A 21,077-nucleotide genomic window follows, 5' to 3' on the forward strand; every position below is an offset into this window, starting at 1 on the left:
GCCTTCATGTCCACGCCTGATTCGAACGCTCCCGCCCACACCCCGCTGATGAAGCAGTTCTTCGCCGCCAAGGCGGAGCATCCCGACATCCTGCTGTTCTTCCGGATGGGCGACTTCTACGAGCTGTTCTACGACGACGCGCGCAAGGCCGCGCGCCTGCTCGACATCACCCTGACCCAGCGCGGCGCGTCCGCTGGCGCGCCGATCCCGATGGCCGGCGTGCCGGTGCACGCGATGGAGGGCTACCTGGCCAGGCTGGTGGCGCTGGGCGAATCGGTCGCGATCTGCGAACAGATCGGCGACCCGGCGGCGTCCAAGGGGCTGGTCGAACGCAAGGTCGTGCGCATCGTCACCCCGGGCACCGTCACCGACGAGGCCCTGCTGCAGGAGCGCCGCGACACTCTGCTGCTGGCGATCTCCCGCGGCAAGGGCGGCTACGGCCTGGCCTGGGCCGACCTGGCCGGCGGCCGTTTCCTGGTGTCCGAGGTCGGCACCGAGGACCAACTGACGGCCGAACTGGCCCGGCTGGACCCCGCCGAGATCCTGCTGCCCGACGAGGACGGCTGGCCGACGGCCGTGGCCACCCTGCCCGGCCTGCGCCGGCGGCCGCCCTGGGGCTTCGACGCCGATGCCTGCCGGCGCCAGCTGCTGCGTTTCTTCGCCCTGCACGACCTCACCGGCTTCGGGCTCGAGGACAAGCCGCTGGCGATCGGCGCCGCCGGCGCCCTGCTTGCCTACGTCGAGGAAACGCAGAAGCAGCGGCTGCCGCACCTGACCGCCATCGCCTTCGAGTCGGCCGACGACGGCATCGCCATCAACGCCGCCACCCGCCGCCACCTCGAGCTCGACAGCCGCACCGACGGCCGCATCGAACACACCCTGCTGGGCGTGCTCGACGCCAGCATCAGCCCGATGGGCGGCCGCCTGCTGCGGCGCTGGCTCAACCGCCCGCTGCGCGACCGCCGCGTGCTGGGCGAACGCCACCACGCCGTGGCCACCTTCATCGCCTCCGGCGCCGGCGACGACCTGCGCGAGCGTTTCCGCGGCCTGGGCGACGTCGAACGCATCCTTTCGCGCGTGGCGCTGCGCTCGGCGCGTCCGCGCGACCTGTCCACCCTGCGCGACGGCCTGGGCATGCTGCCGGCGCTGCGCGCGGTGCTGGCGCCGCTGGACTCGCCGCGCCTGCAGGCGCTGGCCGACGAGCTGGGCGAACATGCCGGCCACGCCGCCCTGCTCGCCTCGGCGATCGTCCCGCAGCCGCCGGTGCTGCTGCGCGACGGCGGCGTCATCGCCGAAGGCTTCGACGCCGAGCTCGACGAACTGCGCACGCTGTCGACCACCGCCGATCAGTTCCTGGTCGACCTGGAGGCCCGCGAGCGCGCCGCCACCGGCATCGCCACGCTCAAGGTCGGCTACAACCGCGTGCACGGCTATTTCATCGAGATCAGCAAGGGGCAGTCGAACCGTGCGCCGACGCACTACACGCGCCGCCAGACCCTGACCGGCGCCGAGCGCTACATCACCGAGGAACTCAAGGCCTTCGAAGACAAGGTCCTGAGCGCGCGCGAACGCTCGCTGGCGCGCGAGAAGCTGCTGTACGAACAGCTGCTGGACGCGCTCAACGAACGCCTGGCGTCGCTCAAGCGCTGCGCCGCGGCGCTGGCCGAACTGGACGTGCTGGCCGCCTTCGCCGAACGCGCCCAGGCCCTGGACTGGTCCCGGCCCGAGCTGACCGATGCGCCCGGCCTGCGGATCGAGCGCGGCCGCCACCCGGTGGTCGAGGCGGTGCGCAGCGAGCCGTTCGAGCCCAACGACCTGGTGCTGGACGACCAGGCCGACGGAAGCGGCCGCCGCATGCTGGTCATCACCGGCCCGAACATGGGCGGCAAGAGCACCTACATGCGCCAGAACGCGCTGATCGTGCTGCTGGCCCACGTCGGCAGCTTCGTGCCGGCGGCGCGCGCCGTGATCGGCCCGATCGACCGCATCCTGACCCGCATCGGCGCCGGTGACGACCTGGCGCGTGGCCAGTCCACCTTCATGGTCGAGATGGCCGAGACCAGCTACATCCTCCACCACGCCACCGCGAACTCGCTGGTGCTGATGGACGAGATCGGCCGCGGCACCTCCACCTACGACGGCCTGGCCCTGGCCGAGGCCTGCGCCCGCCACCTGGCGCACGTCAACCGCGCCTACACGCTGTTCGCGACCCACTATTTCGAGCTGACCGCGCTGGCCGAACCTGGCAGCGGCATCGCCAACGTCCACCTGGACGCGATCGAGCACGGCGACCGGCTGGTGTTCATGCACGCCGTCAAGGACGGCCCGGCCAACCGCAGCTTCGGCCTGCAGGTGGCGGCGCTGGCCGGCCTGCCGCGCACCGTGGTCGAACAGGCCCGGCGCACCCTGGCCGAGCTCGAGCAGCGCGGCGCGCCGCACGCGGTAGCGGACATGAGCCCGGCGGCGCTGGCGGCGCCGCAGCAGTTCGGCCTGTTCGCGCCCGCGCCCTCGCCGGCCCTGGAGGCACTGGCCGCGATCGACCCGGACGAGCTCACGCCCAAGCAGGCGCTGGAAGCGCTGTACCGGCTGAAGCTGCTGCGCTGAGCGCCGGCCGCGCGCGGCCTACAGCGCGTCGAGGTCGCCCAGGGCCTGGATCAGGCGACGCGCGCGCTTGTCGGGCTTGCCGGCGGGCGCACGGTAGCCGGCACTGGCCGCGCGGCGTTCGTCGGCCAGCCGCAGCCGCGCCTCGCGCGAGGCCTCGGATTCGGCGTAAAGCGCCTGCGCCACCGGCGCCGGGCCGCGGCGTTCGCTCAGCGCCAGCACCTGCACTTCGAAGACGTCTTCGCCGCGGCGCAGCCGCAGCTGTTCGCCGCCCTTGAGCAGGCGCGAGGCCTTCGCGCCCTGCCCCGCGACCTCGACCTTGCCGCCTTCGATGGCTTGCTTGGCCAGCGCACGCGTCTTGAAGAAGCGTGCCGCCCAGAGCCAGATGTCGAGCCGCACGGCGGCCAGCGTTTCCGGTGTTTGCATGTCCCATCCTAGCGCCGCGCGTGCAGGCCCCACCAACGAAAACGGCCGCCCAAGGGCGGCCGTTCGCGTCGGGCTGCGCAGGACTCAGTCCTTGCTGCGGGCCGTGGCCGCCAGGTCTTCCTTGATGCGCGCCTTCTTGCCTTCCAGGCCACGCAGGTAGTACAGCTTGCCGGCGCGGACCTTGCCGCGACGCTTGACGGTCAGCGAGTCGATCACCGGGCTGTGGGTCTGGAACACGCGCTCGACGCCGAAACCATGCGAGATCTTGCGCACGGTGAAGGCGGAGTTGAGGCCGGCGTTCTTGATCGCGATGACCACGCCTTCATAGGCCTGGACGCGCTCGCGGTTGCCTTCCTTGACCTTGACGTTCACCACGACGGTGTCGCCGGGGCTGAACTCGGGCAGCTTGCGCTGCGACTGCTCTTGCTCGAACTGCTGGAGGAAATTCATGGTTACACGCCTTTGATAGTTGTTTGATCTGCGCGCCAGAGGCCCGTAACCGTGCTTGGCTTAAGTGCTCTACCTCGGTAAAGCAGCTCGCAAGTATAGCCCGCCAAGCCCTTGAAGGGGAAGGCCTTAGCCGCCCGCCGGGTGATCGGCCCGCCACTGGGCGATGAAGGCGGCCAGCGCGACCCGGTCGGCCGGGTCCAGCACGGCCCGGCCCAGCAGGTCCGGGCGCCGCAGCCAGGTTCGGCCCAGGCTCTGCTGGCGGCGCCAGCGGGCGATGGCGGCGTGGTCGCCGGACAGCAGGACCGGCGGCACGCCCTCGGTGCCGGCCGCTTCGGACCGCGTGTAGTGCGGGCAGTCCAGCAGGCCGTCCTCGAAGCTATCCTGGGTGGCCGAGTCGGCGTGGTTCAGGGCGCCCTCCTGCAGCCGGCCGACGGCGTCGACCAGCACGGCCGCGGCCAGCTCGCCGCCGGACAGGACGTAGTCGCCGATCGACAGCTCCTCGTCCACCTCGCGTTCGATGAAGCGCTCGTCCAGGCCCTCGTAGCGGCCGCAGAGCAGGATCAGGCGGGGCTCGGCGGCCAGCTGCCGCACCTTGGCCTGGGTCAGGCGCTCGCCCTGGGGGCTGAGGTAGATGACCTTCGCCGGCGCCGGATCGGCCGCCCGGGCCGCCGCCAGGCAGGCGCCCAGCGGTTCGGCCAGCATCAGCATGCCGGGGCCGCCGCCGAAGGGGCGCTGGTCGACCCGGCGGTAGTTGTCGGTGGCGTAGTCGCGCGGGTTCCAGCCGTGCACGGCCAGCAGGCCGCGTTCCTGCGCGCGCCCGACCACGCCCAGCGCGGCGGACTCGCGGATGAAATCGGGGAACAGGGTGACGACGTCGATGCGCATGGCGCGGCCCGGGGCCGGGCTCAGAAGTCCGGGTCCCAGTCGACCACGACCAGGCCGGCGTCGAAGTCCACGGACTTCACGTACTGGTCCATGACGAAGGGCACCAGGCGTTCGCGCTCGCCCACCGCGACCAGCACCGGGTTGGCGCCGGTGTCGAACAGGTGGGAAACGCGGCCGAAGTCGACGCCCTCGAGGTTGCGCACGGCCAGGCCTTCCAGGTCGACCCAGTAGTACTCGCCGGGCTTGGGCGCGGGCAGCTGGCTGCGCAGCACCCAGATCTCGGCACCCTTGAGGGCTTCGGCCTGCTCGCGGTTCTCGACGCCCGGGAAGCTGGCGATGACCAGCTTGCCGGTGTCGCGGCCGCGCACGCCGGAAACCTCGCGCTCGGCATCGCCGGCACGAAGGATCCAGGGCTGGTACTTGAAGATGGCGTCGCGGGGATCGGTCCAGGAGAGCAGTTTCAGCTCACCCCGGACGCCGAAGTCGCCGGCGACCCTGCCCAGCAGGATGCGGCGATCGGTGCGCATGACGTCAGGCCTCGCGCGGGGCGAGGCCAGGGGCTCAGGCCGAAGCCTGGGCCGAAGCTTCCTTGAACAGCACGCGGACCTTGTCGGTCAGCTGCGCGCCGTGCGAAACCCAGTGCTTGACGCGCTCGGTGTCGAGCACCACGCGCTGCTCGGTCGGCGTCGCGATCGGGTTGTAGTAACCCAGGCGCTCGATCGAACGGCCATCGCGCTTGTTGCGCTGGTCGGTGACGACGATGTGGTAGAAGGGGCGCTTCTTGGCGCCACCGCGGGCCAGGCGGATCTTGACCATGTGAATTCAGCTCTACGGTTCTGAAACAGTAAACCCGACCGCAACCGGCCGGGGGAATCGCGAATTCTAACCCCTTGTCGGCCCGAAGGAAACCCTTGCGGCCGCACCCAGTGCCCGCCGGGCCCCTGCCCCGCGCCGGACCGGCCGCTGGCGCCCGCCTCAGCGGCCGGGGAAACGCCCGGGGAAACCGCCACCCATCAGCCCCTTCATGCCCCGCAGCATGCCCTTCATGCCGCCCTGGGACAGCTTGGACATCATCTTTTCCATCTGCTGGAACTGCTTGAGGAGCTTGTTCACGTCGGCCGGGGTGGTGCCCGAGCCCCGGGCGATGCGGGCCCGGCGGGAGCCGTTGAGCAGGCCGGGGTTGCGGCGCTCCTTCCTGGTCATCGAATTGATGATGGCCACCATCCGGGGGATTTCCTTGCCGGTGACCTGGGCCTTGACGTGGTCGGGGACCTGGCCCATGCCCGGCAGCTTGTCCATGAGGCCCGACAGGCCGCCCATGTTCTGCATCTGCTCGAACTGGTCCTTCATGTCGTTGAGGTCGAACTTCTTGCCCTTGGCGACCTTCTCGGCCAGCTTCTGGGCCTTGTCCTTGTCGACCTGCTGCTCGACCTGCTCGACCAGTGACAGCACGTCGCCCATGTCCAGGATGCGGCTGGCGGCACGGTCCGGGTGGAACACGTCGAGGCCGTCGGGCTTTTCGCCGACGCCCACGAACTTGATCGGCTTGCCGGTGATGTAGCGGACGCTGAGGGCGGCGCCGCCACGGGCGTCGCCGTCGGTCTTGGTCAGCACCACGCCGGTCAGCGGCAGCGCCTCGCTGAAGGCCTTGGCGGTGTTGGCGGCGTCCTGGCCGGTCATGGCGTCGACCACGAACAGGGTCTCGACCGGGTTGATCGCGGCGTGCAGGGCCTGGATCTCGGCCATCATCGCCTCGTCGATCGCCAGGCGGCCGGCGGTGTCGACGAGCAGCACGTCCACGAAGCTCTTGCGGGCGTCGTCGATGGCGGCACGGACGATGTCCACGGGCTTCTGGTCGGCGCTGGACGGGAAGAACAGCACGTCGACCTGCTGGGCCAGCGTGCGCAGCTGCTCGATCGCGGCCGGGCGGTAAACGTCGGCCGAGACCACCATCACCTTCTTCTTTTTGCGCTCCTTCAGGTGCTTGGCGAGCTTGCCCACCGTGGTGGTCTTGCCCGCGCCCTGCAGGCCGGCCATCAGGACGATCGCCGGCGCCGGCACGTTGAGGTTGAGCTCGGACGCGGCCGAACCCATCACCGCCGCCATCTCGTCGCGCACGACCTTGATCAGGGCCTGGCCCGGGGTCAGGCTGGTGAGCACTTCCTGGCCGACGGCGCGCACCTTGATGCGCTCGACCAGGGCGGTGACGACCGGCAGCGCCACGTCGGCCTCGAGCAGGGCGATGCGCACCTCGCGGGTGGCCTCGCGGATGTTTTCCTCGGTCAGCCGGCCACGGCCGCGCAGGCGCTGCAGCGTGCCGGACAGGCGTTGGGTAAGCGACTCGAACATGGGGCTGGGCGTCTGGCGTATGGGGCGCGAAGTATAGCGCGGGCGCCCGTCGCGACCCGCCAGTCGAGAATGGTTCTCACCTTTGGCGGGCTGTGCCAAACTCAGGCCATGACCGCCCTCGCCTTCGCCGTGATCGCCACCCTCCTCTACGGCCTGGCCAGCCACCAGTTGGCGGGGCACGCCCAGGGCCCGCACCCCGGCTCCCGGCGCTGGCTGCTGCTGGCGGTGCCTGCGGTGCTGCTGCACGCCGGCGTGCACGTCATCGCCTGGCGCCTGCTCGGCAGCGCCGACCTGCACTTCTTCGCGGCGCTGTCGTTGGTCGGCCTGGGCATGGCCGCGCTGACCACGGCGCTGGGCCCGGCGCAGCGGATCGAGGCGCTGGGCATCATCGTGTTCCCGCTCGCCGCGGCGGTGCTGCTGGCCTATGCCGGCTTCGGCGGCGGCATGCCGCGGCAGTCGTTGGGCTGGCCGCTGCAGCTGCACGCGCTGCTGGCGCTGCTGGCCTACGCCACGCTGGCGGTGGCGACGCTGCTGGCGCTGATGCTCTGGTTCCAGGACCGCGCCCTGCGCCAGCGCCACCTGGGCGGCTGGCTGCGCGTGCTGCCGCCCCTGACGCAGATGGAAACGCTGCTGTTCCGCTGCCTGGGCGCCGGCTTCGGCCTGCTCAGCCTGACCCTGCTCACCGGCGTGCTGTTCGTCGATGACCTGTTCGCGCAGGACCTGGGCCACAAGACCGTGCTGTCGATCCTGTCCTGGGGCGTGCTGGGCGCGCTGCTGTTCGGCCGCTGGCGCTGGGGCTGGCGCGGCCCGCGCGCGGTGAAGCTGACCCTGGTGGCGATGGCGCTGCTGCTGCTGGCCTTCTTCGGCAGCAAGTTCGTTTACGAACTGGTGCTGCACAGGTTCTAGAGAGGCGTTGGACGCGGATTTACGCGGATAAACGCGGATAGAGCAAAGGCTGGAGTGGGCCGCGGCGGCCCGGCCAACCCACCTAAAAGCCAACCACTTTTTTTGCTCTATCCGCGTTTATCCGCGTAAATGCGCGTCAAAAAGCCCTTGGCACCAAGCTCGCGCCAAAGCCCCCCGCACCGCGATTACTCGGCAGCGGCTTCGAGGGCCTCGGACAGGCGCTCGACGGCGATGACTTCGAGATCCTTGTAGGCGCCCTTCTTCGGCGCGTTGGCCTTGGGCACGATGGCGCGCCTGAAGCCGTGGGTCGCGGCTTCCTTGAGGCGCTCCTCGCCGTTGGGGACCGGGCGGATCTCGCCGCTCAGGCCCACTTCGCCGAAAGCCACGGTCTTATCGGCCAGCGGGCGGTCGCGCAGCGAGCTCAGCACCGCCAGCAGCACCGGCAGGTCGGCCGCGGTTTCCTGCACGCGGATGCCGCCGACCACGTTCACGAATACGTCCTGGTCGCCGGTGACCACGCCGCCGTGGCGATGCAGCACCGCCAGCAGCATGGCCAGGCGGTTCTGCTCCAGGCCCAGCGCCACGCGGCGCGGATTCGACAGGGGCGAGCTGTCCACCAGCGCCTGCACCTCGACCAGCAGCGGGCGCGTGCCCTCGCGCGTCACCATCACCGCACTGCCGGGCTGGGCCGTGCTGCTGCCGGACAGGAAGATCGCGGACGGATTCGGGACTTCGCGCAGGCCCTTGTCGCCCATCGCGAACACGCCCAGCTCGTTCACCGCGCCGAAGCGGTTCTTGAACGCGCGCAGCACGCGGAAGCGGCTGCCGGATTCGCCTTCGAAATACAGCACGGCGTCGACCATGTGCTCGAGCACGCGCGGGCCGGCGATGCCGCCTTCCTTGGTGACGTGGCCGACCAGGAACACGCTGGTGCCGGTTTCCTTGGCGAAGCGCACCAGGCGCGCGGCGCTTTCGCGCACCTGGCTGACCGAGCCGGGCGCGGCGGTGAGCAGTTCGCTCCAGAGGGTCTGGATCGAGTCGGCCACCAACAGCTTGGGCGCGGGCCGCGCCGAGGCGGCCTGGCCGAGGATCTTCTCGACGCAGGTTTCCGCCAGCGCGTGCAGGTTGTCGAGCGGCAGCCCGAGGCGCTGGGCGCGGCCGGCGACCTGGGCCAGGCTTTCCTCGCCGGTGACGTACAGCGCCGGCACCCGGGCCGACATCAGCGCCAGCGCCTGCAGCAGCAGGGTGGACTTGCCGATGCCCGGGTCGCCGCCCACCAGCACCACCGAGCCCTCGACCAGGCCGCCGCCCAGCACGCGGTCGAGCTCGCCGATGGTGGTGGACACGCGCTGCTCGGCGTCCTGGCTGACGTCCTTGAGCGCCACCACGCCGGCGGCCTCGGGGCGCCCGGCCCAGCCGCCCTGGCGCGCGGGCGCGGCGGCGCCCTTGCCGCCGCTGGCGGGCTCGACCACGAATTCGCTGAGCGTGTTCCAGGCGCCGCACTCGCCGCACTGGCCCTGCCACTTGCTGGAAGACGCACCGCAGTCGGTGCACACGTAGGCGGTCTTGGCCTTGGCCATGGGTCGGGGATGCTCGCGGGAAAGTTTGAATCTAACCGAGCCGGGTCTCAGGAGACGAGAAGATTCCGGCCCGTCGTGGTCGAGCGCAGTCAGTAGGTGATCCGGACCAGGGTCGGTGGCGTCAGCGTGGTGATGCCGCTGGCGTTGGTGGTCCTCAGCGACAGCGTGTGCCAACCGGCCGGCGCGTCGTCGAGCGCGAGCCGGTGTTTGAACGGCGCGATGCGCGCCAGCGGGACCGCCAGCCGGGCGAAGCTGGCGTCGGGCTCGAGCGGGCGGACGCCGAAGGCGATCGGCCCGAGCGGGCGCCCGTCGAGCAGGATCTCGATGCTTGCGATCTCGCTGCCCGCATCGACGGCCCAGCCGCTCACGCCCAGCGTGCCGTCGACGACCTGGTAAGCGCGCGGCGAGTCGAGGTAGGCGAACGGCAGGCCGGGGCAGCGGCCCGACGCCCCGGCCATGCCGCGGTAAACGCGGTAGGCCGGCAGGGCCTCGCTCGTCGCTTCCTCCGCCATGGCGCCCGTCGGTTGACCCATCGCCGCCTCCGTCGCCGTCGTGGACGACGCGCCAGCGGCCGCAAACGCCGCTTGCGGGTCGATGGCCGTGATCCGCGCAGCCTCGCAGGCCACCCGGATCGCCCCGTAGCCGGTCGCGTCAAAGGGCGGGAGGTCGACCAGCGCGAGCTGGAACGCAGTGCCGGCGGGCAGTGCCGCGAGCGCGTCGCGCAGGCCCGCGACGCCGGGCGCCTCGCCCGACGCCTCGTCCGGCGACACGCCCGCGGTGCGCAGCAGCCAGCCCTGGCGGCGAAGCCGGGCCTGCTGCCGCTGCAGCGCGACCAGGCCCGGAGTGCCGGTCGCCTCGCCGGCGGCCGCCGCCAGCGCCTGGTCCAATGCCCGCCACTGCCGCACCTGCGCGGCACCGACCACGCCCCAGGTCCAGGCCACCAGCAGCAGCGCCAGCGCGACGGCCGCCGCCCGACCCCGCGCATCGAAGCGCGCGGCCACCCAGGCGATCGCCATCGCCGCGGCCATCGTCAGCAGGAAGGACAGCAGCACGTCGGACAGGTAGTGCGCGCCGCTGACCATGCGCCCGATCCCCACCCAGGCCGAAAACGCGAGGCCGACGACCAGGACGACGCGGGCCAGGCGCCGGCGCACCGGGAACAGGAAGAAATACAGACCGGCGCAGGCCAGCGCCGCCACGGCATGCGAGGACATCTGCGACTGGCCGTCGAAGGCCTGGCCCGCCGTGAACATCGGCTGGTAGGGCATCGCGCCCCCCAGGGCGATGGTTTCGCGCGGGCGTGCGCGATCGAAATACTGCTTGCCCAGGCCTTCGCTGAGCACGACCAGCGACAGCAGGAGCAGCATCAGCCACTGCAGGCTGACCGTGCGGACGGGGCCGCGATGGCGCCGCCAGCCGGGCACCAGGACCACGGCGAGGTTCGCCAGCAGCAGGGCGGCCGCCACGCCCCAGGTCACCAGCGGGCTGGATTCACGGATGGTTTCCGCCATGGGCGACGCCGGATCGAACATCAGCCCGGCCAGCCAGGGGTCGAGCCCGCCCGCGTGGACCAGGCACAGGGCCAGCACCGGCAGCAGGAGGAAGGCGATGGCCCAGGCCGCCCACGGGCGGACCGGCGGAGCCGGCATCGGCGCGTCCTGGCGGCGACCCCTCGACTGCATTGCCTGCCCCCCGTCTGGGCGCCCCAACGAAAAAGCCCGCGGGGAGCGGGCTTTATGGTGCCGGAAACAGGAGTCGAACCTGCGACCTACGCATTACGAATGCGCCGCTCTACCAACTGAGCTATTCCGGCGTAAGCGGCGGATTCTAGTCGGAGGGGGCTGTCCGGTCAATTTGCCCTGCCCGTCCGCCCGCGGCGCCAGCCCCGCTCCACCGGGGCCCCGGCGACCGCCGCCGGGCGCGCCGGCGGCATCGCCCGGAACCCGCGGCCACGGGCGCCGGGACGGCGGATAACGCGAGATTCAGGCGGGTTTTCCTAGGGTAGTACTCGCTGCAGGCACGAGCATTCGCCGCAACAAGAGATCACCCTGCAGCGTGATCACCGGCCGCATCAAAGGAGAAATCCAATGACGACCAACAACACCGAACTCCGAAAGGAGAAAGTCGAAACCCTGAACGAGCTCATCCAGGCGACGCGCGACAGCGCCAAGTTCTACGCCGATGCCGCCAAGGCGGTGCACAACCCCGGGCTCCGTACCCTGTTCGACCAGATGGCCGAATCCAAGCAGGGCCTCGTGGGCAGCATGTCCAAGGAAGTGAGAGCCGAGGCCGCCGAGCCCGCTGCCGACGGCAGCCTGCGGGGCAAGCTCCACCAGGTCTACTCCACCCTCCGCGCCGAGATGGCGCGCGACGACGGCGACTACGCCTACGTCAAGGAACTCGAGAAGAGCGAGGATCGCCTGATGAGCGCCTTCCACGACGCCATCCAGCGCGACGACGCGCCGAAGGCGGTCAAGGAATCGCTGCTCAGCTACCTGCCCAAGGTGCAGCAGCACCACGACGCCATGCGCGACCGCAAGTGGGCGATGGAAGCCAGGCACTAAGCCTGCCTCGCCGACACCCCTCCACCCGGATACGTCCGAACACTGGGAGGACGCAATGAACAAGACGACACTACGAACGAAACCGACCCTGCTGGCCGCGGCCCTGGCCGTGCTGGTGGCCCCGGGGCTTGCCCTGGCTGGCGACCACAAGCCGATGGACAAGGCCGCCGACGGGATGGCAGAACTCGGCGCGGAGGCGCGCGACGCCTTCCGCGAGGGCCAGATCTGGGCTACCTACGTGACCAATGCCAGCCTCAACGCGCTCGACCTCTCGGTCGACGTGGAAGGCGACAAGGCAACGATCACCGGCACGGTCGAAACCCCGATCCAGAAACGACTGGCCGAACGCATCGCCGACCGCACCGACGGCATCGACCAAGTGAGCAACCGCATCACGGTGGACCCGGAATGGGTGGTCACCGTGATCGATCCCACGCCCACCTATGCCACCTTCGTGGCTGATGCGACGCTGGAGGCGATGGTCGACTCCAAGCTACTCTGGAACCACTACACCGACGGCCTGGACATCAACGTCGCGGCCGAGGCCGGCGTGGTCACCCTGACAGGCATCGCCGATACCCCGCACTCCCGCGCCCTGGCCGGCCAGATCGCGGCCACTACCCCCGGCACGCTGCTGGTCGAGAACAAGCTGATGCTGGACCCCGACCAGAAGGGCCAGGTGGCCACCGCCCGCGCGGCGGACGCCGATGAACGGCTGAGCGACGACTGGATCTCGGCCAAGACCCGCTCCACCCTGCTGTGGACCGAAGGCGTCCAGGGCAGCGACATCCGCGTGGACACCGAGGACGGCGTCGTGACGCTCGAGGGACCGATCGAAAGCGGTTACGAGAAGGAACTGGCGATCGAACTGGCCCAGGGCATCCGGGGCGTCCAGCGCGTCGATGCCAGCGGGCTGGAAATCACCGCCGACGCCGGGCAGGTGAGCCAGCGCTGACCGGGGCAGACACCGCCGGCCCTCGCCGGCGACCCGACGCCACGCAACGGGCCCGGTCCTCCGGGCCCGTTCTTCGTTGCGCGCGCCAGGCCGTTGCGGCGAATCCTCAGTTGACGAGGCTGATCCGCAGTTCCTTGGGCAAGGCGAAGACCACGTTCTCAGGCTCGCCCTCGAGGTGCTCGACCTGGCCGGCGCCGAGTTCCTGCAGGCGGGCGATCACGCCCGTTTCTGCCGTCGAAAGTCTCCGGCGACAGGTTGTGCTCAGTGTAGATGCCAGTGGAACCGGCCATACATCCGGGCCCGAGCTACCAACCTCGCCTGAGAAATTGTTGTATAGACATTTATCGCAACCTCCCTGCCCCATATCAAGTTCATAAAACCTCACAAGCTGGCAAGTCTCAATTCCATGTGCGAATGTCTCCCGAACTCGCATGAGTGGACGGATCCGACTTAATCGCTCCATACGCCCCCCCACTCAACGGGTTGCGCTACTAACGCAGACAGGCAAGAACCCCAATTCACACTCCAACTACCATGAACTTGGAACCGCCCAACTAGGTGCTTAGTGATGAACAACAACCTCAAAGTTCTTGACACCAGTGTGCCGGGCGTCCTCGAAAGCCTTCGCAAGGGTGAATGGTTAATCCCCCAGTTTCAGCGTGACTTCGTCTGGACTACAGACCAAATCTCGGAGTTGGTGCAGTCGATCTTGGCGTCTCGACCAATCGGGATGGTCACCCTATGGGAGCAGCGCACAGAGACGCCGATGAAACTTGAGCGATTGTCGATCCTAGACGCTAATCCGAGCACCGGAAAAACCGAGTTGGTTTACTTCCCAGCGGGCGCCACGACATCGTCGAAAACTTATGCCGTTCTGGACGGCAAGCAGCGTTGCACCGCGATTGCTATGGCGTTTGGAGGGTTTCGCGCCAAGCACGGCAGTTACAGATATTCGGGGCGCTACTTCCTGGACGTCGTAACCCAGGATGAAGCAAAGAGAGTCAAGTTCATCAAGGACTCGGTTGTTAGAGACCAGGGTCTCGACGTAGATGCAACTTGCATCGCAAGAGGACTACTGCCGTTGGCATCTAATACCGACGGGGAGGAAGTCCTAAAGCAGTGGATGCGCTACATGCGCCTTCTCTCGAACAAGGAATGCTATCCGGACCACCAACTCCCCAGCTCTGAAGAAATTGCGAGACGCACTCGAACGCTCGAGTCATGTTTTGAAGGCATAGTCAACACAAAGCTCGCTGTCTATATCGTCCCTGAAATTTATGGACTGACCGATATCTGCGAGATTTTCGAAACCCTAAACACAACGGGGACAAAGGTTTCGACTGTCGACCTAATCCATTCTTGGATCTACGCTGAGACGCACGATGACCCGAAAGGACCGCTCCTACTTAGGGACTGGCTTAAAGATCTTGGACAGAAAGATGGAGCATACGGCTGGGCGACTCACGACGACCGCCCGGAGTTGATGACTCAGCTGGTCACGGCCACCTATGTCGCCTCAGACAACAAGCCGCAGCCCAGGCGAGTTGGAACGCGAAATAACGAAGTCACTTCGGTCAAGGCTGGGGACATGCTGGCAGTGCCTACCGAGTATTGGCGATTCATTGAGAGCCAGAGCGACCTTTTTGCCACCTATCTGGGCGACGGACAAAAGGTAGTCGCAGGCGGGTATTTTCCCTGGCAAGCTTGCCCATATCCGGCGAGCATGGGGATCTACGTTGCCCTGCGTTGGCACACGAAGTTCGACTTTCCGAACGGTGCTTCGTGGAGCCGGGACGAAGCTGATGCATTGTTCCAAGCATTTTTTTGGCGAAACGCCCTTAGTCGCCGATATGACCAAGGCTTCCTCTCGCAAATTGGAACGGATATTTTCAAACTGAAAGAGATTCTCGCCTCCCGCGGCGAGTTTAAATCTAGCGCAGAATGGGCAGCCTCTGCGTCCGCAATCCTGACGGACCATTTTCTGAAAGGCTTCTCAATTACGCCGAGCATTGAGGACCTCGCGGAATACGCGCTCGACGGCGACATTGGTGGCGCGCTCTGGAAGGCGCTGAGCCTGCCGATGAGAGCCAGTGTAGAAAACGACCTGGTCAGCGGCGTGAGCCTGGCATTCCCCAACGATCACCAGGTGGAAATGCACCACATCTACCCGAAGGAATGGTGTCGGAACAATCGAAAGCACGCCGCTTTGGCGTCAATCTTAGACAAGGATGTTGGTGGTCGAGATTATGTGAACTCTCTCGCCAATCTCATGCCGCTTGGGCGAACGTCGAATAACAGCTGGAGACAGAAGTTTCCGGCGCAGTATTTCGCGGAGAAGCATCTCAGTTACAACGAAATGTCGAAGACATTCGAATCAATCTTCATCCACGAACAAATGTTTGCGCTTCTAAAAAGCGGAGACGATAGGATTCTGGAGTTCTGGAAGCTGCGCGCCAACCTCATAGCAAAGGACCTTTCTCGCCGAATGGAAGTAAGGCTTTGAGGCCCGCGCCGCATGCAATTCTCGGCAGATCAAGTCAGCTTTTGCAGTCAGGCACGCCTGCGCCCCACCGAGACCACCTTACGGAGGCTCGTGGAACTGCTTGCGCCGCAGACTGCCGCATCTGAAGGCCCCCTGACTAGAATTGCACAACTCCAAGCAGCCCTGGACCTTGTCGGCCTGGAAGTCCTGCCTAGCCTTGATGACGGAGACCTAGACTCTCCGAGGCTGGTAACAGCTCGGAGACCCGCTGTTGTCTCGGAGTCTCAGCTAATGGCTGAGATAAATGACGACGAGAACGAGAACCTAGAGCTGAAATCAAGTTTCAGCTGCTGCATTCGAACCTGGCGAGCTAGGCCAGAACTAGAAGCCCGACAATACCGAAAGCCAGCTGTCGAAGATTCTCTACTTTGCGCTATGGCAGGAATGATGAACGCCTCCGGCGGCCTTGTATTTGTCGGCGTTGAGGATGACCACAATCCGCTTGGATTAGGCCCGGACTTTCATGCCCTGGGCGTTTCAGACGTAGATAGGTGGCTGCTGAAGGTGAGAGATAAGATCACGACTTCCTTCCATGAAGGAGTGATGGTTAACGACCATATAAGCTTTTCGTTCCATGAGATTGACGGCGAGATTATCGCTCGTGCCGTCATTCGGCCGCGCCGGAGGCTGGCTCTGCTCGCCGGACAGGATGGCAGCGGTTACCATCGGATAATGCAGCGTCAAGGCAACAGAACAGTCGAGATAAAGCCTCTCGCAATTGAAGAGTTTTTTGAAGAACGCCTAAGCAATCGAAGGCGAACGTAGTCGCCCCGCATCCGATTGCTTGCAAGAAGCGAACACGTTGCGCAATCGCTAACTTTAGTCGGAGCCAATCTTTCTTTTTTTGGCCCGGGAATCTGAAGCCAGTTCACCTTGACCATGCTGGATCGAAAAACCTAGTGTCATTTTGGAGTATCGGCAGTATGGGCACATACGACACGCAGCAAGTTTGCCTGAACGGACACCAGGTTACAGACAGCTACTTCGGGCTACCGCAGCATCGCAGGAACCATTGCAGAGAGTGCGGCGCACCAACCACCCATCAATGTCCAACCTGCCAAGCCAACATAAAGGGCCACTACAGCGTGGACGGAGTTTTCACTGCCTGGTCAACCAAGGTGCCAAAGTTTTGCGAGTCGTGTGGCAACAAGTTTCCGTGGGCAGAGAAGCTGTTGGAGCAGGCAAGCCCAGTCCTAAAGCTTGAGCCAGTTGAGTCTCTCAAGCGAATTTGCACTCGATTACCCCTGGTAGTTCGCCAGCTTCGGGCCCGACATGACGGCAGGGAAACTATCGATGTATCTGACGAGTATGACGTGCAGGACATCTTGCATGCCTTGCTTTATCTATTTTTCGATGACGTCCGAGCAGAAGAATACACGCCAAGCTACGCGGGAAAGTCGACCCGGATGGACTTCTTGCTGAGGGGCGAATCCATTGTCATCGAAGCAAAGATGACGCGAAAGGGCTTGGGTGCCAAAGAGATCGGCGAACAGCTCATTGTCGACATTGCTCACTACCAGAAGCACCCAAACTGCAAAAGCCTAATTTGCCTTGTCTACGATCCAGAACACAGGGTAGTCAATCCACGCGGACTGGAGGCGGATCTATCTGAGCCGCGCGAGGGTTTGTCAGTCCATGTGTTCATCGTTAATTGAGCACAAATACCCAAGGGCGCAGTGATTGATGCCTCAGGCCGAAGAGCCGGTGCGGACGTAAAGTCTACATGGTGGCTCTATAAGGTTTCTTTGGGGGAGGCGGCAATGTGGCGCTCTCCATGCCGGAGCATACAAGGGGACCTATGACTTCGAAGCAGGAACTTGGCTTTCACGCAAAAAGTTAATACCCAATCTTCATGGGGTTAAGTTTGTTCCTTACATCTTGGATCAATAGCTTGGTATCCGAGATTCGGCGAGAAGTGAAAGGATTCGACAGTCAGCTTTTTCATGACGAATGCATGCGGTTTCCATGACGTTTACTCATTCCCGCCCCCTCGACCCATCCCGACCGCCTGCTTGGCGCGCTGCTGGCAACCAGGCTCATTCAATCCGCGATCGGCCCAGGCTGAATTCGAACCGCTCGCACGAGCCATGCGTCTACGCTTGGCAGCTGGCGCGGTGAAGGCTTTGTAAAGCAATGGGTTATAGTTGCCGATCAATCAGCCTGCGAGCTAAGTGCACCTTAAGGCTCCGTCACCGCTGTAGCCTTCTGCCAGCTCAGTGGCCCGCGCGACCAGCTAGCGTGTCTCATCGCCGTAGAAATACAACCAGCTGGTCTCCGATGCCATCTGCTTGCACTGCTGGACCGTTCGCGTCTGCGTGCGGGGGTGTATCCACTCGGCGACGCCTCGATGGTGCGAGCACGCACCCTTTCCTGTTGCCCAAGAATACGACCCATCCCGACAAACTGCGCCCACGCGATACGTCTCATATCGAACGCCAGCATCTAGGCACTTGTCGACCAATACCGCTAGCGGCGCCAACTGATTGGCATACAGATGCTTGTAAGCATCCCCGTAGGCGTGGCTGGCCACGAATATCGTTCCCAATCCCACCACACCCAATACAAGGATGTTCCGCAGGTGATTGTAGCCGCGCCCCGTCATGGCTCCAGCAATCAAGATCGAGCCGACAACAAGTGCAGCGCCTCCAAGCAATGCCAGCACCGCGGCACTGCCAATTCCCCATACCGTAAGCTCCGGGTTCCCCTGCACGAACATGCGAGCGCCGAACCCCAGGCCGCAGTAAACCGCCCACACCCACACCCAAGCAATCGAATTGGCGGTGAACGAATGCATACGATCGCCAAATGCCGGCGCCGCGCGGGGGTGTTGCGCCGGCCGTATAACCGGTTCAGTGGATCCGACGACTGCTGGTTGTGAGTCGATGGGCGCCCGCGGCGTAGGCGAGGTCAACTGTTGCGCCCGAGATGGTGGCGCGGGCCGATCATGCTTGATTAGGTAGACCAGATCGTCGGAAGGGCAGCCCGCGTGAAACCAAGACACCACATCACGGGGCGTGATGGTGCCCCGCCAATGATCAGCCAGGCGAAGCGGCTCATCCAGATAGACCTGATAAGCATCCAACGCCGCTTTGACTTGACGGGCTGACAACGCCGGGCCACCACCCGCCGAGAATAGCGAGGTGTCTGGACCCAAATGGCGATGTGAATCGAGTCCAAGCATGGACGAGGCGTCCCAAGGGCTTCAGAGCGCTTCCGAGGGGCCAGAATAGCGCTACAGCCAATGGGCTGCAGGGCGATCGGGAGTGCCCTACCCCCAGCCTTAGGGCCAGAGCGCCAGGCGCAGCTGGGCGAGTTCCTGGGCGGAAAAAAGCCGGCCGCGGCGAATGGGCCAGCGGGGCCCACGTAGTGGCCCCGGGTAGGTTTGCCAGCGGGTGGGCAAGGCGGCAGGGTCGAGCGGCAGGTCCATGTGGGTAGGATAGGGCGAGGCGGGCCAGCAGGAGTTAAAGGATGGCCGACCTGAGTCGCACGACTTGCGACGTCGGGCCCGCAAGCTGGAGCACCAGCGAAGGAGCAGGCATGTCATCGACACAGCTACCGTTTTCCGAGGTGTCCTACCGTTCGCATCCGAACAACTGGTTCAACCGAGCGTCGGACCTGCACGCCTCCGCCGGCGCCATCTGGCTGGCCATGGAAAGCGGCCGCGCGTCCGCGCAGGCCCTGGGCCTGTGGCAAGGTTTTGACATGACCGTGGCGTGCCGCCCGGTCTACCACCTGCTCTCGGGGCTTTCCCTGGAGGTGCTTATGAAGGGCGTGCTCGCGGAGCGAGGCGCGGCCCCGGAGCTCACTCACAACCTGCTGGAATTGGCGAAAGCACTTCCCCTGGAACTGTTGGACGGCGAGCCAGAGCTGTTGCGCTACTACTCCGACACCGTGATATGGGCGGCCAAGTATCCGGTGCCAACGCGCCCCACCGACGAAAAGCTGGCCGCGTTCTATAGCAACGCGGTCGAAGTCCTCACCGATAGCGTTCCCGGCGCCGCGTTCTCCCCGAAGCTCCCCGTATACCGGGTGTCTTCTAGCGGGCGCGCCGATTGGGAGCCCTTCAACAACTTGTATGGCCGGATCTTTGCCTTGAGGCACGCGCAGTGAACGAACAAACGCTGGAAACGACGCTTGGCACGGTGCACGCGCTTCTGCTCGCCGACGGGATGGACGAAGCGGCCATGGTGGTGCGCTCGTTCCCCGCCCGGGCACAGCAAACCGGATACGACAACTGGAATGGAGGCACCGAGTTGTGGGATGTCTACCTTGAGCTGCCGCCGGAACACTATGCCCGGATGGGGCCGCAGCGAAGCCGAATCGAAGAGCAAGTATCCGAGCGGCTCAAGCGCGTCCTAGAGACGGAGACCCAGGACTTGTATGCCGTCAAAATCATTCCTGCGTTGGTCAAGAACAAGGACTGGCGAGAAGCCACCCGGGGCGTCGCGCGGCAGGTCCGTGTGAACATTTTCGATGGCCTGCGCCTGGAAAAAGTGAAGTGGTTCGGCTCGCTGCACGAGGTCGAGTTTCTGAGCCGCCTGTTTGACCTGCAGAAGATGCCGTCCAACGACCCGCGCTATACCGACGCAGCGCGGGATATCTGGCAGCACTGCATCAACAACGATGACTGGGAGTTGGACTGGGTCTATTCGGACGAGCGCTTCGACCTGCTGAGCGGACCATCCGAGCGCTTCTTGCGCTTTCTCTGTGAAACCGTGCACCCGGTGGTCCGCCCGGACCGCGACGAGGCGATGAAGCTGGCGTCCCAATTCAATGACCAGCTCAGGGGCGAAGGCTGGGAAATCTACGAAGAAGAGCGGATAGCCGGGCACCCGAGGTTCGCTTACCGCCTGTTGACGAATCACGGCGTGCGCGCGGTCTCGCGAGCGCGAACGGTAGCCGATGCCCTAGACGCCGGCTGGATGGCCAAGGAAATCGAACGGCTTGAGAACGCCGTGGACCGCGATCCGGCTCTCGCTATCGGGACCGCCAAAGACCTGGTGGAGAGCTGCTGCAAGACGATTCTATCGAAGCTCAGCGTCGAGTGCGCGAAGTCTGACGACCTAGGTGATCTGACTAAGAAGGTGGCCAAGGAGCTCAAGTTGGTGCCGAAGGACATTTCGGACGGGGCGAAAGGTGCCGAAAACATTCGGCGCGTGCTTCAGAACCTGGCCCAACTTACCCACAACTTGGCGGAGCTTCGCGGGCTCTACGGGAGCGGGCACGGCCGCGACGGCAAGCACAAGGGGCTGCAGCCCCGGCATGCGCGGTTGGCCGTTGCATCCGCGGTCGCATTCATTGACTTCATCTCGGAGACTTATCGGGAGCGGGCGGCGACTGGGTCTTCGGACGCGACCGCTGAATCGAAATGATCCAGGCGCGGAGTATTCGGAACCAGCGCCGCGACGTGATGAAACGGGAGGATTGAGCATGGCAAAAGTTGAGCTTTCCAGCTGGCCGCCAACGGGTTTGTTCCCAGTCCAGGCGACCGGAAGCAGCGCATACCATGAAGCGCTGGCAGCGCTCGCGGCGAACGCAAAAGGCACGACCGGGCTCTGCTTCTTACCTGTTGCGCTATACCCTTACGACACCAATGCTCATGACCCTAATGCCGTCGGCGTCATGGCGCTTCCCCACATGGGAGCCGACCTGCTGGGCCATTTGCCCCGCGACTTAGCCGTGGCCTACCGCGAACGCATGGTCGGGCTCGGAATGCCTCCTTACAGTGCCTGTGATGCGGTGATTTCCGGAGGCTTGAAAGACAACGACAGGCAATACAACTACGTGCTCGAGCTGGATCTTGATTTGGCGATGCTTCC

General features: G+C 65.5%; 19 protein-coding genes, 1 tRNA gene and 1 pseudogene. 10 read left to right on the forward strand and 11 right to left on the reverse strand.

The annotated features are described in order from the left end of the window. Positions 1–6: 6 nt before the first annotated feature. Positions 7–2,604: a DNA mismatch repair protein MutS gene (mutS, locus tag VFQ84_RS13820; RefSeq protein WP_325132209.1), complete on the forward strand. Its 2,598-nt coding sequence runs from the start codon at positions 7–9 to the stop codon at positions 2,602–2,604. 18 nt (positions 2,605–2,622) lie between these two features. Here the strand turns inward: mutS and VFQ84_RS13825 are convergent, their stop codons facing one another. The 6 genes from VFQ84_RS13825 to ffh all read right to left on the reverse strand — a co-directional run bounded on the left by VFQ84_RS13825 (position 2,623) and on the right by ffh (position 6,711). Next, positions 2,623–3,027, reverse strand: coding sequence for an RNA-binding S4 domain-containing protein (locus VFQ84_RS13825; protein WP_325132210.1), 405 nt, complete (start codon positions 3,025–3,027; stop codon positions 2,623–2,625). A gap of 84 nt (positions 3,028–3,111) precedes the next feature. Then, complete coding sequence (gene rplS / locus VFQ84_RS13830) at positions 3,112–3,477, reverse strand: 50S ribosomal protein L19 (RefSeq protein WP_325132211.1); 366 nt, start codon at positions 3,475–3,477, stop codon at positions 3,112–3,114. A 126-nt stretch (positions 3,478–3,603) separates the two neighbouring features. After that, positions 3,604–4,362, reverse strand: coding sequence for a tRNA (guanosine(37)-N1)-methyltransferase TrmD (gene trmD, locus VFQ84_RS13835; RefSeq protein ID WP_325132212.1), 759 nt, complete (start codon positions 4,360–4,362; stop codon positions 3,604–3,606). A 20-nt stretch (positions 4,363–4,382) separates the two neighbouring features. Beyond that, positions 4,383–4,889 carry a ribosome maturation factor RimM gene (gene rimM / locus VFQ84_RS13840; RefSeq protein WP_325132213.1) on the reverse strand — a complete coding sequence of 169 codons (507 nt, stop codon included), beginning with the start codon at positions 4,887–4,889 and terminating at the stop codon, positions 4,383–4,385. A 34-nt stretch (positions 4,890–4,923) separates the two neighbouring features. Further along, positions 4,924–5,178: a 30S ribosomal protein S16 gene (rpsP, locus tag VFQ84_RS13845; RefSeq protein ID WP_325132214.1), complete on the reverse strand. Its 255-nt coding sequence runs from the start codon at positions 5,176–5,178 to the stop codon at positions 4,924–4,926. A 159-nt stretch (positions 5,179–5,337) separates the two neighbouring features. Then, positions 5,338–6,711 (reverse strand): signal recognition particle protein, encoded by a 1,374-nt coding sequence (ffh, locus tag VFQ84_RS13850; protein WP_325132215.1) that lies wholly within the window; start codon positions 6,709–6,711, stop codon positions 5,338–5,340. Between the two features lie 108 nt (positions 6,712–6,819). Here ffh and VFQ84_RS13855 point away from each other — a divergent pair, with 108 nt between their 5' ends. After that, positions 6,820–7,617, forward strand: coding sequence for a cytochrome C assembly family protein (locus tag VFQ84_RS13855; protein ID WP_325132216.1), 798 nt, complete (start codon positions 6,820–6,822; stop codon positions 7,615–7,617). A gap of 185 nt (positions 7,618–7,802) precedes the next feature. Here the strand turns inward: VFQ84_RS13855 and radA are convergent, their stop codons facing one another. From radA to VFQ84_RS13870, 3 genes are all read right to left on the reverse strand, one after another. After that, positions 7,803–9,197: a DNA repair protein RadA gene (radA, locus tag VFQ84_RS13860; RefSeq protein WP_325132217.1), complete on the reverse strand. Its 1,395-nt coding sequence runs from the start codon at positions 9,195–9,197 to the stop codon at positions 7,803–7,805. A gap of 89 nt (positions 9,198–9,286) precedes the next feature. Beyond that, a complete protein-coding gene (locus VFQ84_RS13865; RefSeq protein WP_325132218.1) occupies positions 9,287–10,846 on the reverse strand; it encodes a phosphatase PAP2 family protein in 1,560 nt (519 codons plus the stop codon). A gap of 88 nt (positions 10,847–10,934) precedes the next feature. Next, positions 10,935–11,010, reverse strand: a tRNA-Thr gene (locus VFQ84_RS13870). A gap of 274 nt (positions 11,011–11,284) precedes the next feature. Here VFQ84_RS13870 and VFQ84_RS13875 point away from each other — a divergent pair. Continuing rightward, positions 11,285–11,761: a PA2169 family four-helix-bundle protein gene (locus VFQ84_RS13875; protein WP_325132219.1), complete on the forward strand. Its 477-nt coding sequence runs from the start codon at positions 11,285–11,287 to the stop codon at positions 11,759–11,761. A gap of 55 nt (positions 11,762–11,816) precedes the next feature. Then, positions 11,817–12,716, forward strand: coding sequence for a BON domain-containing protein (locus VFQ84_RS13880; RefSeq protein WP_325132220.1), 900 nt, complete (start codon positions 11,817–11,819; stop codon positions 12,714–12,716). 106 nt (positions 12,717–12,822) lie between these two features. Here the strand turns inward: VFQ84_RS13880 and ispH are convergent. Further along, positions 12,823–12,939, reverse strand: a pseudogene (gene ispH / locus VFQ84_RS13885) (4-hydroxy-3-methylbut-2-enyl diphosphate reductase); the annotation flags it as partial. Between the two features lie 345 nt (positions 12,940–13,284). On the opposite strand from ispH, the gene VFQ84_RS13890 reads away from it, so the two are divergent. The 3 genes from VFQ84_RS13890 (at position 13,285) to VFQ84_RS13900 (ending at position 16,913) form a co-directional block, all read left to right on the forward strand. Further along, positions 13,285–15,219, forward strand: a complete 1,935-nt coding sequence (locus VFQ84_RS13890; RefSeq protein ID WP_325132221.1) for a GmrSD restriction endonuclease domain-containing protein — start codon at positions 13,285–13,287, stop codon at positions 15,217–15,219. Between the two features lie 270 nt (positions 15,220–15,489). After that, positions 15,490–16,023: an ATP-binding protein gene (locus VFQ84_RS13895; protein ID WP_325132228.1), complete on the forward strand. Its 534-nt coding sequence runs from the start codon at positions 15,490–15,492 to the stop codon at positions 16,021–16,023. A 158-nt stretch (positions 16,024–16,181) separates the two neighbouring features. After that, positions 16,182–16,913, forward strand: a complete 732-nt coding sequence (locus tag VFQ84_RS13900; RefSeq protein WP_325132222.1) for a DUF2321 domain-containing protein — start codon at positions 16,182–16,184, stop codon at positions 16,911–16,913. Between the two features lie 578 nt (positions 16,914–17,491). Here VFQ84_RS13900 and VFQ84_RS13905 read toward each other — a convergent pair. After that, complete coding sequence (locus tag VFQ84_RS13905; protein WP_325132223.1) at positions 17,492–18,439, reverse strand: DUF3761 domain-containing protein; 948 nt, start codon at positions 18,437–18,439, stop codon at positions 17,492–17,494. Between the two features lie 287 nt (positions 18,440–18,726). Between VFQ84_RS13905 and VFQ84_RS13910 the strand changes: the two genes are divergently transcribed. The 3 genes from VFQ84_RS13910 to VFQ84_RS13920 all read left to right on the forward strand — a co-directional run. Further along, entirely contained in the window at positions 18,727–19,368 is a 642-nt protein-coding gene (locus VFQ84_RS13910) for a hypothetical protein (RefSeq protein WP_325132224.1), read from the forward strand. Further along, entirely contained in the window at positions 19,365–20,630 is a 1,266-nt protein-coding gene (locus tag VFQ84_RS13915; RefSeq protein ID WP_325132225.1) for an abortive infection family protein, read from the forward strand. The genes VFQ84_RS13910 and VFQ84_RS13915 overlap by 4 nt, the downstream gene beginning before the upstream one ends. A 58-nt stretch (positions 20,631–20,688) precedes the next feature. Continuing rightward, on the forward strand, positions 20,689–21,077 hold a 389-nt coding region (locus tag VFQ84_RS13920), incomplete at its 3' end, for a hypothetical protein (protein ID WP_325132226.1).

The sequence above is a fragment of the Arenimonas sp. genome, from assembly GCF_035721105.1.
Taxonomy (GTDB): Bacteria; Pseudomonadota; Gammaproteobacteria; order Xanthomonadales; family Xanthomonadaceae; genus Arenimonas.